A 12,372-nucleotide genomic window follows, 5' to 3' on the forward strand; every position below is an offset into this window, starting at 1 on the left:
ACTCCAATGATACATATTTGTTTGGATCGTTTTATCCTTGTCTGTATTGAAGTTTTATCGCAGGGAATTTGAAAGTATTTATACTTAAGTATTCCAGGTTTTGGTTAAGTTACAGGTTTTTTATCGATGATTTTGAAGGATGGGATGGACTCCTTTGATTTATTTGGCAATGTGCATGTACAAGTGCGCTGCCAGTCCATGTCGTTCACACTTCCTGGTCTTCTTCCGTGGCATTTTCGAATTGTGCTAATCGGTCAGCATGTGGTGTTAGAAGCATTATCTGAGAGTCAGCATTTCAGTACGATTCTCGAGCCCACTAGCAGCCGTATTCGCCGGGGATATGAATTAATTCAATCACCACAATGTGCATTAATTCATGATTCTCGGGCTGGATGCCATTAAAAATCACAGTTGGATTCAATTATTTTTGCTTGGTTGTTCCTTCACACTTTAAAAATTTGACAAACCCAGCCTATGGCTTGGGCTGCATTGCATCGTTCTGCTACCTCTAGGTGAGGTTATGACCATTCCGCGGCGATGCCCTTGGCACTGCTTTGACCCACTCTGGTTTCTGCCCGACTCAGCAGTTTCCGACAATTGATGAAGACAGCTTGGTGGCCATTGCATTTGTCTTATCTGTGAGGCGCTCAGGCATTGTGAGGGGACATTGCAGTCTCATCAGTCGGTGACCAACAAACGTGTGATTAGCAGCGACAGTGGAGCGGGTGGGTTTGGCGCTGCAACCACCAAGCGGTCCAAAGCCTCAAAAGCGAGGCGTAAGCCGCGTAAATCGAACCATCGGAGGGAGCAGTGCCCGCTGGGTCGCGATCCCGACATTGATGCCATCAAGGCTCGTCAGAGTCTTGGTTTGCCGTTGACAGGTCGCTTAAGTGTGGCGGTGGTTAAACAAGCTCATAAATCGCTTGCTGTTCAACATCATCCCGATAAAGGCGGTGATCCCGAGATGATGACGCGCTTCAATCATGCCCGTGATGTACTGCTTGAGCCCGTTATGGACAGTATCGCTGCTGAATAGTCCTCGCTCACTACTTGGGTGACCGACCAAGTACTAACCAACAAATCAAAAGGACTCCTCCCAGGCTCATGACCGTATAGATCCAGTCGGCATAGGGGGTCCAAAATATTCCAGGGTATAAATGATTCACCGATCCCAAACCAATATGAGGACTGCCAACAGAGCACCAAATACCAAAAATGGTGTTGCGATGGTCAAAATCGATTGAGTGTCCATCGACGATATACGGTTATGAAAATTTTCTTCGAAATCACCCTCCGTTGTCAATTATTTGATATCGATTGATATATAATAGGCTTTAATCCAGGCCTTATATAGTCTGTTAGAGTTGTAAGTTGTCTTATTTCTATTGTCCTAGAGAGTTTGTCGCTCAGAATGGAATTTGTACTGTGCCTGTTTGATTGCTCTGTTACCGCAGAATATTTGCTTTGAAAAAACCAAAACCTAGGCCAAACGAATTTTTTTTGTCACGATGAAGTGTGATCGAGATGTCAAAATCTAGTAATCCGAATTCATGGATCTCATTGCTTGTAATGCCATGGGAGTTCTCGTTTTCAAACTGTTCAATAATCTTTTCTTTGTTTGTCTCAAGATTCCCTACAATCTGCTTTAATACATAATCTCGCCAGGCATTGATCGATTCTTGACTAATTGATTCAGTGTTCATGCTTGAGGCTAGAGTTTAAGATTTAGAGGGAAATATTATAGCTTAAGTTTACGTATGGGAGATAATATTGATAATAGCCTCGATGAACGATGACTGCCGGTGATCTCCTCTATATATAGAGATTGCGGCTTGGTTGACGGTTTCGTTGATAATAAATAGATCTTTGATACTAGTTTGATATTGGTTTTTGTAAGTGTGCGAAAGATGATGCCCGTGTTGTGGGCGGGCATGATTTGTGAGTGTTGTTCCATCGAATTGTGTCCAGATGTGACCGTCGATGGATAGCTCACGATCCGGCGCAGTCTGTTCCTAGATCAGCCAGTAGCCGGTCCAGTCTGGTGTCTCGGATACTGAGACCTCTGTTGTGCTGGGTGTTAATTGGATATGCCAGCGCCCATTGCCATTTATCGGTAAGAGATCATCAATAAGCGGATTTCCATTGATTTTGTGGAGATCGTCCTTGTGGATTTGAGTCATGCCCTTAAGCCAGCGTTTCTTGGCTGTGGCCTTTGCTGATTGAGCTGTTGATGCAACAACAATGCCAAATTCATGTTGCTCGGCCATGGATTGGCTTGAATATCCTCCAAGATTCACAAACCATAGGCGATATTCATCAGTAGGTTCATTCACGGTTGGTGAATGAACCACAGCTACGGACATTCCATCTACATGCAGAATTTTCCGGTAGCTATCAATATGGAGCCCTTTTTTGTCACCAAACCATTCACTCTTCAGTGTCTTAATTGTATCCTGAATTGATTCCCCCACCACCCACCTGACGTCATGGAGTTCGATATTGCAGCCCTTCATTCTCCCCCCCAACACCACAAGATATAAATGGACGGCCATGGAGGAAGATTAAAAGACTTTGATCCTTGGTTACACTATCTGATAATCTGAGTCACTAACGTTATGAGTTTTTCTCTTAAGATTCTTTGTGCAGAGCATCCTTTTGCATGCGCATGATTCGTTCGAGCACAGTCTCGTTTGACATGCGTGAATTGAGGCGCTCGACCAACAATGGAAAGGCTAGTGGTCCAGGGCGTGGTGTTTGGACATGCAGCCATTCTTGTTCAGCGGCCCGAGTAAGTGCATGTTCCAATCTGCTGAGCTCTAGTTGATCGTGCATCACTTCTTGATAAGCCTGTTGAAGTAATCGATTGCTTGGTTCATGTCTATTAAATACATCAAATAAAAGAGACGCACTAATTTGAAGTTGGCCGGTGCTTTTGGTTGATCCTGGAAAGCCACGATTCATTAGACCTGCGATTTGTGCAATGGCCCGAAAACGTCGTCGTTGCAGTTCTGAAAGGTTGAGTGCATTCTGTAAATCATTCTCGAGATTTTCTTTATTAAGTAGGAGCTCGGAATATTCTTCAACAATCTCTGCCATTGGGTAGCTCCTTGGTGCTAATAATTCAAATCCATAATCATTAACAGATACTGTAATTGTGCCGCGATTCAGCTTTGTGAGTCTTGATGCCCACAGAAATCCGATTCCCTCGTGAACAAATCGACCTTCAAATGGATATGCGAATAGATGGCTCCCCTCGCGTGTTTGACAGGTTTCGATTAACAGCTGATTCGTTTTTGGTAGAACAGATAAATCCTGCTGTCGATCAAATAATGGTTTTAATGCTTTTAATTCCGGTGTGTCTAGATCTTCTCGTCTGGCTCGATCTATTTCTTGTCGTAGGTGATGTGTCAGCAGGTCGGATAGTGCCATTTGACCTCCTGCCCATGCTGGTACTGTACGACTTTTTTTCGTGCTGACTTTGACGTAGGCTGTCATCTCTCTGAGTCGAATAAACTCGAGTTGTCGTCCCGAAAAAAAGAACACATCTTTGGGTTTTAGCTGGCTAATAAATGTTTCTTCAACATGGCCTAATACAGCTCCTCGAATGAATCGGACTGTGATCGATGGTGCTGCTGTAATCGTACCAATATTGAATCGATGCAGTCTGGCGATCATTTTTTCGCGGATATGATATTTCTTGCTTTCCTTATTCCATTCAAGCTTTTTGTATCTCGGGTATGCACCTAGGCATTCACCACCCTCTTTGAGAAATATGAGACACCAATCCCAGTCTTCCTGGCTCAGATGTTCATAGCATGCACTCGTTTTTACTGCTTTTAGGGTTTGTTCTGCGTTGAACCCTGGCCCACAAGCAAGGCTTGTAAGGTGTTGGAGTAATACATCAAGTGGAGCATTTGGTGGTTTTCGCTGCTCGACTAATCCTTCTTCTAAGCCTCGTCGAACTGCGCTTAGTTCTAGAAGCTCCAGTGCATTGGTTGGCATAAATAATACTTTAGAGGTCCCTCCTGGGATATGGGATGATCGACCTGCTCGCTGTAAAAGACGAGCTAAATTCTTTGGACTACCAATTTGTACAACCTGTTCTACTGGCTGAAAATCCACACCTAAATCTAGAGAACTGGTGCACACCACCCAACGAATATCTCCTGCTTTTACAGCTGATTCAATGGATTCTCGTTCTCCACGATCGATTGCACTGTGATGTAAAGCGAGTGCCCCTTCCATTTCAGGACAGGCGAAACGAAGACATTGATGCCAACGTTCTGATTGATTTCTTGTGTTAGTGAACAGCAGTGTGCTGATGTTCGGATTGAGAACAGCTACAAGCTCTTCATACATTCGTAGGCCGAGGTGACCCGCCCAAGGGAAGCCATCAATCTTTTCTGGAAATATGCTGTGGATATAAGTGGTCCTTGCCGGTGCGCCCCCAACCATTATGGGTTTGCCCTTCGTGCCCAGTGCGTGCAGTGCGGCCTGGTTCAAATTTCCAATCGTGGCACTGATCGCCCAGGTTTGTAGGCCTGGACGTTGTTGGCGAAGCCATGAAAGGCATAGCTCTGTTTGGCTACCACGCTTACTTCCCATCAATTCATGCCATTCATCCAAGATCACGGTGTCGAGGTTATTGAACAGCTCCTCTGCCTTCGGATTACTGAGCAATAGAGTTAGTGATTCTGGAGTGGTAACTAATATTTCCGGTGGTGATTTAAGTTGTTTCGTGCGTTCACTACTTTTGCTGTCTCCGTTACGGATGCCGACGCGCAATGGCCAATTCATCACTTCTATTGGATCTCGTATTGCTAGGGCTAGATCCCGACTCAGCGCTCGAAGTGGGGTGAGATATAGCAATCGTATCCCTTTACGATCTGCGGTATCTGTCAGCATTCGGGCGATGGGGCCCATCACTGCTGCATAGGTTTTTCCAGACCCTGTTGGTACTTGGATAAGGCCACTTTTGCCTTCTAAATATGCTTCCCAAGTTTTTCTCTGAAATGGAAGTGGCGTCCATCCCTGATGATAAAACCATTTATGAATTGGTTGTAGTTGATCGGTTGAATCCACTTCATGCGAACGTCCTGGCATTGTTAAGCCTCTCTCTGGTCGTTCATCAACTGTTTTGCATCGCTTAAGCAGTTTCCTTCTTGGGCAGTCTTATCCTTTCGCCAGCGCAAAATTCTCGGAAATCGTACGGCTACTCCAGCTTTGTGCCGTTTTGATGGGTGAATTCCTTCAAACCCCAGTTCAAAGACTTGCTCGGGCCGAACAGATCGCGTCGGGCCAAATCGTTGCAGTGTGTTCTTTCTGATCCAACGATCGAGCTCAAGGATTTCCGCGTTGTCAAGTCCGGAGTAAGCCTTTGCGAAGGTGACTAGTTCAGGTGTTTCTGAATTGTTCCAAAGGCCAAATGTGTAGTCGGTAAATAAATTCGCGCGCCGACCACGTCCTGCCTGCGCGTAGAGAAGAACGGCATCTAGGTTCATGGGATCAAGCTTGTATTTCCACCAGCTACCGCGTTTTCGACCAGCCAAATATGGGGATGTGCGTTGCTTGAGCATCAATCCCTCAGCATGTTTTTTTCTTGCTTCCTGTCGTTGCCGATCGAGCTCGTCCCATGTTTTTAGTGGCCAGTGCTGGCTTTGTTGTAATCGCCAGTGCTCTGGATGTTTCAGCGTCCTGATCACTTCAAGTAGCTTTTGCTGCCGTTGTGAAATTGGCTCTTGTCGGATGTCTTGTCCTTTGTGCTCTAACAGGTCGTAAGCGATAAAACGCACTGGGCATTCCCGTTTCAAAATGTTGCCCACCTGTTTTCGACCCAGGCGGCGTTGTAATTGGTCGAAACCTAGTGGTATTGAATCCTCTTCCTTCCAACAGATCACTTCTCCATCGAGAACGGTGCCATCCGGTAGAGCCTCCCCAATCGAGATAAGTTCCGGAAAACTATCGTTCACGAGTTCCTCTCCCCGACTCCACAGAAATGTGCCATGTCCTCGGTGAATTAATTGCCCACGAATGCCATCCCATTTCCATTCGACAAGCCAGTCATCAGGCTTGCTGTCTTGAAGTCGATGGAGATCGATGGGGCTAGCCAGAAAGAAAGGATACGGAGTGCCTTTCGATCGTTGTTCATCGTCGTTAGCAGGAAGGATGAGTTGTTGAAAATTGTCAGCCGTTGGCTCAAAGCCGCCCATTAACCGTTGGACAACCAGTTCGATGTCGAGATCAAAGGCCTCAGCAATTGCTCGACTGATCAACCCCGTTGATACACCGACCCGAAATCCTCCCGTGATCAGTTTATTAACCACAAAGTGTTGGTCGTTTGGCACTCTCTGCCATAGATCGAGAACAGCGTTTGCTTCGTTGTCGTCTTTGAAACCGCTAATCGTTGGAAGAAGGGTGTCCATCCACCAGTGCAGCGGTTGATCGACTGGAAGTGTCGGGAGATTTGATTCCACAAGGCCGATTTTGGTGCTCACGGCTGGCCAAAGCAGGGTGATTGTTTCGGCTGAATCGCCAACTTGACCGTGACACTCGGCAACTAGCCACTCTGGAATGCCACCCCGTTGCTCAAGGATCGTGCGAAGCCTTCGGCCAGTGATGAGCCGGCGTCTTCGTTTCCCCAACAGAAGAACAAGAGCCCAGGCGGCATCGGCTGCTGGTACAGAACGGAAATGTTCAACAAGCAAACCAACTTTGGCCCGTGTTCCTGTGACTTGGTCGAGCTGTTGGAATAGGGCCTGAAAGGCCTGCATGGGCTGTACAGCGCTTTCAATATCTTGTCGACCGACGCCGACTTCCGTGGGGATTCTGATCGAGACGTTTTGTGATCAACCAGTGCTGATTGCCAAGGTCTGTGTTCATCTAGTGATCACATATCTCGGTGGATAAATGGCACTTCTTTGGGAGAACCTGGCCCAGCAACTCTCAAGCGTTCGTGCATCAATGCCGATAGCTTCTCCTGACCTGACGATTGGAACTCAAGGCTCTGGCGATGATCCAAGCAACCGCCGTCGGCGTCTTGAAGCAGCACTCAAAGCAATTCAAGACAGCGGCAACACGATGATGATTGAATCGCTGAAGGCTGCGATTGAAGGCCGAGAAGCCAATTTGAACTTCCCCCCTCTGCCAACAGGAATTGGTCAGGGCGGCAACTGAATCCAGAAGTCTCAGTCTTGTTCACCTTCAAACAATGTCTCGAGCGGTTCGGCAGCAATCCCTTCGCATTCACGTAGGTATCTGGCGAGTACGTCACTTTGTCCATGGGTGACGTACACCTGTTTGGCTCCTGACTCCCGGACGGTTTGAATCAGACCTGGCCAGTCGGCGTGATCGCTGAGCACAAACCCCCGTTCATATCCACGTCGTTGCCGCGCGCCCCGCACAGTCATCCATCCTGAAGCAAAACCAGTTTGCGGTGCCTTGAAACGACGCATCCAACTGGAACGATGTGCAGATGGGGGGGCTAGAACCAATCGGCCATTCAGAGAATCTTTGCGTGGGTAGTCACTGACGGGCCGGCTCGGCGTCATCGGAACTTGAGCCTCGCGATAGTGCCGAGTGATGGTTTCCACCGCACCATGCAAAAGCACCTCTTCTTCGACACCGATTGCTTTTAATTCAGCCAGTAGACGTTGTGCTTTCCCAAAGGCGTAACAGAACAACAATGTGGGCCGGCTCCGATCAGCCTGCCACCAATCTCGAATTGATTTTGCGACTTCGGCTCCGCTGCTCCAGCGATAAATGGGCAACCCAAATGTGGCTTCTGTAATCAACACATCACAGGCGACGGTCTCAAACGGAGCGCAGCTGGGATCGTGGTCGCGCTTGTAGTCGCCACTCACGACCCAGACATTTCCATCCGACTCCAGTCGGATCTGCGCTGACCCAAGCACATGCCCTGCACTGTGGAAGGACACCTTGCATTGACCGAGCCAAAACTCTTTCCCGTAACGAACCGCGTGCAGATTGATGCTCTGGCCAAGACGCTGCCGCAAGACCGCTTCGCTTGAGTCAACAGCCCAATATTCGCCACATCCTGGTCTGGCATGGTCGGCATGGGCATGGGTAATCAAGGCTCTCGGAACCGGCCTCCATGGATCCACCCAGGCATCAGCAGCCCGGCAGTACAGGCCTGATTCGGTGCGTTCTATCAAGCCCAGTCCTCATCGCTGCATGGATTCTGCAAGTCACTAACGTGAAGCTGCGCATTTGATGTACGCCCAATGAAGCTTTTACTTGCTGCCCTGTCCGTTTGCGCTCTAAGCGTCCCCACTTCCGTTCTCGCCCAGAAAAAAATTCCTAAGGCAGCTGGGCATAACCAGTGCCCGATGGGGTATGTAAACACTTTAGGTACAACCTGTGTATCTCCGATTAACTACGAGATGCAGCCCACCAATGGTGAAGCTTGTGAATCAGGTTGGATGAATGTTGGCGCTGGTTATTGCCGTAAAAAATGATTAAATCGCTTTAGCGACTCATCTCCAGCATTTTTTTCATTGGAAGGAGAGCCTTCATTCTTAGGTTCTCCTCCATTTCAATGGCTGGTTCCAATGTGCTCAAACAGTCGTGTAGTTTTTGAAGTGTATTAAGGCGCATGTACGGGCAGGCATTGCAGCTGCATCCATCCAGGCCTGGTACTTCTAAAAGTGTCTTGTGTGGAACGCGTTGTTGCATCTGGTGAATGATGCCTGGCTCAGTTAAAACAATGAATGTTTGGGTAGCACTGATTTCGGTGTAATTCAGCAACTTGCTTGTTGAACCGATGAAGTTAGCGAGATCAAGGAGATTCTCCTGACACTCTGGGTGAGCAATCACTTCAGCGGTGGGATGTTCGAGTTTTAGTTGAAGTACTGCTTCTTCGCTAAACGTTTCATGAACAATGCAACGACCAGGCCAGAGGGTGAGATCACGACCACTTTGGCGTTGTACCCACCGCCCTAAGTTTTGATCAGGAGCAAAAAGGATGGGTTGATCTTCAGGCAATTGCTTGACCAGATCTACGGCATTACTGCTCGTGCAAATCAGATCGCTTTGCGCTTTTACTGCGGCGGTGCAATTGATGTAGCTCACGACAAAATGATCCGGATGTTGCTGACGAAATGCAGCGAAAGCGTCTGCTGGACAGTCATCAGCTAATGAGCAACCTGCATCAAGATCAGGAATAACAACTGTCTTCTCTGGGCTGAGAATTTTTGCTGTCTCCGCCATGAAGTGCACACCACAGAACACGATCACGTCTGCAGAGGTGTTGGCGGCTTTTCTTGATAACTCCAAGGAGTCGCCGATGAAATCGGCAATATCTTGGATGTCTGGGGACTGGTAATAGTGCGCAAGCACCACAGCATTCCGCTGTTGTTTGAGCAGCTCGATCGCCGCGACCAGGGCGTTGTCAACGCTCATTGGGACCCGGACGCGTCAGGATGGACCCCAGCCTAGGCAAGAGCTCTGAAAGATCTGCGCATTGCGATTGCCGGAGATCTTCACGGCGCTTGGAGCGACGCTGACGAACTGCTGTTGGAGCGGCTTCAACCCGACGCTGTTTTGTTCGTCGGTGACCTCAGCGATGGTGATCTGCGTTTGACACGTCGCATTGCCTCACTTCCTTATCGAGTGGCGGTCATCTTTGGGAATCACGACAGGGGATCTGACAAAACCGGTGGACTCCTGCGTCAGCAATTGGTTCTTCTGGGGGACCGTCACTGTGCTTGGGGTGTCCGTCGCTGGGAGGACCTTCCCTTAACAGTTGTTGGTGCACGGCCGTTCAGCGCCGGAGGTGGATTTCATCTCTCGAAGGCCGTGGAGGCCGTGTATGGCCCAGTCACCTTGGATCAGTCGGTGGATCGAATCTTGGCTGCTGCTGCCTCCGTTCCTTCCGAGGAACCTCTCTTGGTCTTGGCCCACTGCGGGCCTACAGGTTTGGGGTCTGATCCAGATAGCCCTTGCGGACGGGATTGGAAGAGTCCTGCCATCGATTGGGGAGATCAGGATTTATCGATTGCCCTGGATCGGATTGCTGTGACACGCCCCCCTGATCTTGTGGTGTTTGGTCATATGCACCATGCTCTTAAGCGAGGCTCGGGCTATCGACAAAGTCTTCTGCAAGATCGACGTGGCACGGCTTATCTGAATGCGGCCTGTGTGCCTCGCAGCGGTCTGGATGTCCAAGGACGAACATTGATTCATTTGTCCTGGGCTGAATTCAGTGGGTCGTCTCTGACCCATCTGAGTCATCGTTGGTACACGCCTGATGGTGGGCTTAGTCACCAAGAGTCGCTTCCCCTCGACAAACCTATGCAGTGCTGATTTACGTCTGTAGCAGCAGTCATGGGTTTGGACATGCGGCAAGGGATGCAGCCGTTTTGCAGCAATTGCGCTTGCGAAGGCCGGACTGGACGTTGGTGATGAGCTCCATGGTGGAACCTCGTTTTTTGCGGCTTCTATTAGGAGACGACAGCATCACCATTCGCGCCTGCCGTTGGGATGTCGGCATGGTTCAAGCCGATGCTCTCGGTGTTGATCGCAGCCAAACATTGGCGGCACTCAGCGCCTTGGAGACCGCACTTCCAGATCAGCTCATGGGGGAAGTGGAGTGGCTTCGTACTCAGGCCGACTCGGTTTTGATTTTCGGCGACATCCCACCAGCTGCTGCTGAGTTGGCAGATCGTGTCGATGCTCCCCTTGTGTGGATGAGCAATTTCGGCTGGGACGATATTTACCGCCCTTTAGGGGGGCGGTTTGAGCGCTGGGCCGATGCAGCCTTGGCTCAATACAAACGAGGACAGCTGCTGTTGCGGTGCCCCTTTGATTTGTCGATGAATTGGGGATTGCAGGAACTGGCCCTGGGTTTGGTCTGCACCCGTCCTCGGCCGCTTCCGTCTGATTGGGAGCGCGCCATACGTTCGCTCGATCAATCGCTGGTTTTGGTGGGATTCGGTGGTTTGGGCCTCCAGCTCGATCCCGAACTGTTTCTTCGTTGGCCACGCCATCACTTTTTAATGGCCTCTCCAGCGCAGGCCGTACAAGCGCTCGCTCTCCAACAAGTTCCAAATCTCACCCTTCTTCCAGGCTCCGTGCGGCCGATCGATGCCTTTCCGTTGTGCTCTCGACAGTTGGGTAAGCCTGGCTTCAGCACCTTCTGTGAGGCGTTGGATCAGGGAGTTGGCCTCCATGTGGTGGAGCGTCGTGATTTTGCGGAGGCGGCGGCTTTAATGACCGGTCTTCGACGGCATGGCGACCATCGAGTTCTGACAAGAGATCAGTTGGAACGTGGAGACTGGCAATTGAATCTCTCGCTCAACGCGCCGGAATCTGGCCCTTTGCCGCACGACGGTGCTCAACGCGCTGCAGAAGCTTTGATCGCGCTGGCAGAAGCTCGATAATATTTTTTACCCAAAAAATATTGTCTCCGTTGCTGCACTTTGGCTGGGTCACTTTTGTTTCAGCCACTCACTTTGTACGTTTTCATACATAGGTTCGATTAATCGACTGGCATATCTACCTATTGCATCCGATGATTTGTTCGACAAAGTCAGCCGGAAAGTTCCCCACTGTCGGGTTCTTTTGAGGTCTAGTCAATTACTGATGCGTTTTTTATGCATCGTTTGACCTTTATCCTTTGACACTTTTTTGTGGCTCTCTCAGGTGTGATTTGTCGCCACGGACTCGTATTGGCTGCGATGTCTGGAGTATTGGCCACATCTCTTCCGAGTGCTCCCGCCAGAGCGAGCTTTTTGCCCCCTGCGACGAGATCGCAGTTAGTGCATTTGCCTGATGTTCAGCCAACCCGAGCGATTCCTTACGTCATAACCCCCGAGCGTCGAGCGATGCTCAATACCATCCGTTTTGCTGAAGGCACGTGGAAGGGTGGCTTTGATGTGGGCTATCGAGTGATGTTTGGTGGTGGCTTGATGAGCTCCCTCAACCGGCATCCCAATCGGGTGATCTATAGCTCCCGCTATGCCAGTGCTGCTGCAGGGGCTTACCAATTCATGCCATTTACCTGGGATTTGGTTCGGCGAAGCTTGGGTGTGACCGGCTTCGGACCAGAGGTGCAGGATCAAGGAGCGCTGTTCTTGATTCAGCGTCGCAAGGCCCTCGGTCTCACAGACACAGGCAATCTTTCCCCGTATCTTGCAGCCAAATTGGCGCCGGAGTGGGCTTCATTCCCCACGCTTGCGGGTCGGAGTTTTTACGGGCAGCCCGTAAAAAAATACGATCGCCTTCTCTCGTTTTACAACGTCAATCTTGTGGAGTTACGGCGGATCCGCGACGAGCGTCGCCTTGAACTTTCTCAGGCGGCTAAGCCAGCCGTTTGCACAGGCTCTCGAATTGCCTGTGCAACGCAGCTCTGACCTT

The 12,372-nt window shown here is 49.6% G+C and carries 12 protein-coding genes; 6 read left to right on the forward strand and 6 right to left on the reverse strand.

Going from position 1 to position 12,372, the window contains the following annotated elements; all coding sequences use genetic code 11:
• Window positions 1-685 precede the first annotated feature (685 nt).
• Window positions 686-1,036 carry a molecular chaperone DnaJ gene (locus tag SYNCC9902_RS05195; protein WP_049749433.1) on the forward strand — a complete coding sequence of 117 codons (351 nt, stop codon included), beginning with the start codon at window positions 686-688 and terminating at the stop codon, window positions 1,034-1,036.
• Window positions 1,037-1,445: 409 nt separating this feature from the next.
• Here the strand turns inward: SYNCC9902_RS05195 and SYNCC9902_RS05200 are convergent, their stop codons facing one another.
• The 4 genes from SYNCC9902_RS05200 to SYNCC9902_RS05215 all read right to left on the reverse strand — a co-directional run bounded on the left by SYNCC9902_RS05200 (window position 1,446) and on the right by SYNCC9902_RS05215 (window position 6,770).
• Complete coding sequence (locus SYNCC9902_RS05200; protein ID WP_011359834.1) at window positions 1,446-1,703, reverse strand: hypothetical protein; 258 nt, start codon at window positions 1,701-1,703, stop codon at window positions 1,446-1,448.
• Between the two features lie 309 nt (window positions 1,704-2,012).
• Window positions 2,013-2,552, reverse strand: a complete 540-nt coding sequence (locus tag SYNCC9902_RS05205) for a DUF1543 domain-containing protein (RefSeq protein ID WP_011359835.1) — start codon at window positions 2,550-2,552, stop codon at window positions 2,013-2,015.
• Window positions 2,553-2,628: 76 nt separating this feature from the next.
• Window positions 2,629-5,103 (reverse strand): ligase-associated DNA damage response DEXH box helicase, encoded by a 2,475-nt coding sequence (locus tag SYNCC9902_RS05210; protein ID WP_011359836.1) that lies wholly within the window; start codon window positions 5,101-5,103, stop codon window positions 2,629-2,631.
• A gap of 2 nt (window positions 5,104-5,105) precedes the next feature.
• The gene (locus SYNCC9902_RS05215; protein WP_011359837.1) at window positions 5,106-6,770 is read right to left on the reverse strand and encodes an ATP-dependent DNA ligase; all 1,665 of its coding nucleotides are present in this window, start codon (window positions 6,768-6,770) and stop codon (window positions 5,106-5,108) included.
• Between the two features lie 190 nt (window positions 6,771-6,960).
• Between SYNCC9902_RS05215 and SYNCC9902_RS05220 the strand changes: the two genes are divergently transcribed.
• The gene (locus SYNCC9902_RS05220; protein WP_232179279.1) at window positions 6,961-7,173 is read left to right on the forward strand and encodes a hypothetical protein; all 213 of its coding nucleotides are present in this window, start codon (window positions 6,961-6,963) and stop codon (window positions 7,171-7,173) included.
• Window positions 7,174-7,184: 11 nt separating this feature from the next.
• On the opposite strand, the gene SYNCC9902_RS05225 is transcribed toward SYNCC9902_RS05220, so the two are convergent.
• Complete coding sequence (locus SYNCC9902_RS05225) at window positions 7,185-8,171, reverse strand: ligase-associated DNA damage response exonuclease (protein ID WP_011359839.1); 987 nt, start codon at window positions 8,169-8,171, stop codon at window positions 7,185-7,187.
• Window positions 8,172-8,240: 69 nt separating this feature from the next.
• Between SYNCC9902_RS05225 and SYNCC9902_RS12060 the strand changes: the two genes are divergently transcribed.
• On the forward strand, window positions 8,241-8,474 hold the full coding sequence (locus SYNCC9902_RS12060) for a hypothetical protein (RefSeq protein ID WP_011359840.1): 234 nt from the start codon (window positions 8,241-8,243) through the stop codon (window positions 8,472-8,474).
• A 10-nt stretch (window positions 8,475-8,484) separates the two neighbouring features.
• Here the strand turns inward: SYNCC9902_RS12060 and nadA are convergent, their stop codons facing one another.
• Window positions 8,485-9,417: a quinolinate synthase NadA gene (gene nadA / locus SYNCC9902_RS05230; protein ID WP_011359841.1), complete on the reverse strand. Its 933-nt coding sequence runs from the start codon at window positions 9,415-9,417 to the stop codon at window positions 8,485-8,487.
• 54 nt (window positions 9,418-9,471) lie between these two features.
• Here nadA and SYNCC9902_RS05235 point away from each other — a divergent pair, with 54 nt between their 5' ends.
• The 3 genes from SYNCC9902_RS05235 to SYNCC9902_RS05245 all read left to right on the forward strand — a co-directional run bounded on the left by SYNCC9902_RS05235 (window position 9,472) and on the right by SYNCC9902_RS05245 (window position 12,368).
• Window positions 9,472-10,320 (forward strand): TIGR04168 family protein, encoded by an 849-nt coding sequence (locus tag SYNCC9902_RS05235; RefSeq protein WP_071818406.1) that lies wholly within the window; start codon window positions 9,472-9,474, stop codon window positions 10,318-10,320.
• Entirely contained in the window at window positions 10,314-11,396 is a 1,083-nt protein-coding gene (locus SYNCC9902_RS05240; RefSeq protein ID WP_011359843.1) for a hypothetical protein, read from the forward strand. Before SYNCC9902_RS05235 ends, SYNCC9902_RS05240 begins: the two co-directional genes overlap by 7 nt.
• 297 nt (window positions 11,397-11,693) lie before the next feature.
• The gene (locus tag SYNCC9902_RS05245; RefSeq protein WP_011359844.1) at window positions 11,694-12,368 is read left to right on the forward strand and encodes a glycoside hydrolase family 24 protein; all 675 of its coding nucleotides are present in this window, start codon (window positions 11,694-11,696) and stop codon (window positions 12,366-12,368) included.
• The last annotated feature ends 4 nt before the right edge of the window (window positions 12,369-12,372 follow it).

Source organism: Synechococcus sp. CC9902, from assembly GCF_000012505.1.
Classification (GTDB): domain Bacteria; phylum Cyanobacteriota; class Cyanobacteriia; order PCC-6307; family Cyanobiaceae; genus Parasynechococcus.

Coding starts and splice junctions, on each gene's coding strand:
- SYNCC9902_RS05210 (WP_011359836.1), bottom strand. CDS start 5,103: ATGCCAGGACGTTCGCATGAAGTGGATTCAACCGATCAACTACAACCA.
- SYNCC9902_RS05205 (WP_011359835.1), bottom strand. CDS start 2,552: ATGGCCGTCCATTTATATCTTGTGGTGTTGGGGGGGAGAATGAAGGGC.
- SYNCC9902_RS05200 (WP_011359834.1), bottom strand. CDS start 1,703: ATGAACACTGAATCAATTAGTCAAGAATCGATCAATGCCTGGCGAGAT.
- SYNCC9902_RS05245 (WP_011359844.1), top strand. CDS start 11,694: ATGTCTGGAGTATTGGCCACATCTCTTCCGAGTGCTCCCGCCAGAGCG.
- nadA (WP_011359841.1), bottom strand. CDS start 9,417: ATGAGCGTTGACAACGCCCTGGTCGCGGCGATCGAGCTGCTCAAACAA.
- SYNCC9902_RS05220 (WP_232179279.1), top strand. CDS start 6,961: ATGCCGATAGCTTCTCCTGACCTGACGATTGGAACTCAAGGCTCTGGC.
- SYNCC9902_RS05215 (WP_011359837.1), bottom strand. CDS start 6,770: ATGCAGGCCTTTCAGGCCCTATTCCAACAGCTCGACCAAGTCACAGGA.
- SYNCC9902_RS12060 (WP_011359840.1), top strand. CDS start 8,241: ATGAAGCTTTTACTTGCTGCCCTGTCCGTTTGCGCTCTAAGCGTCCCC.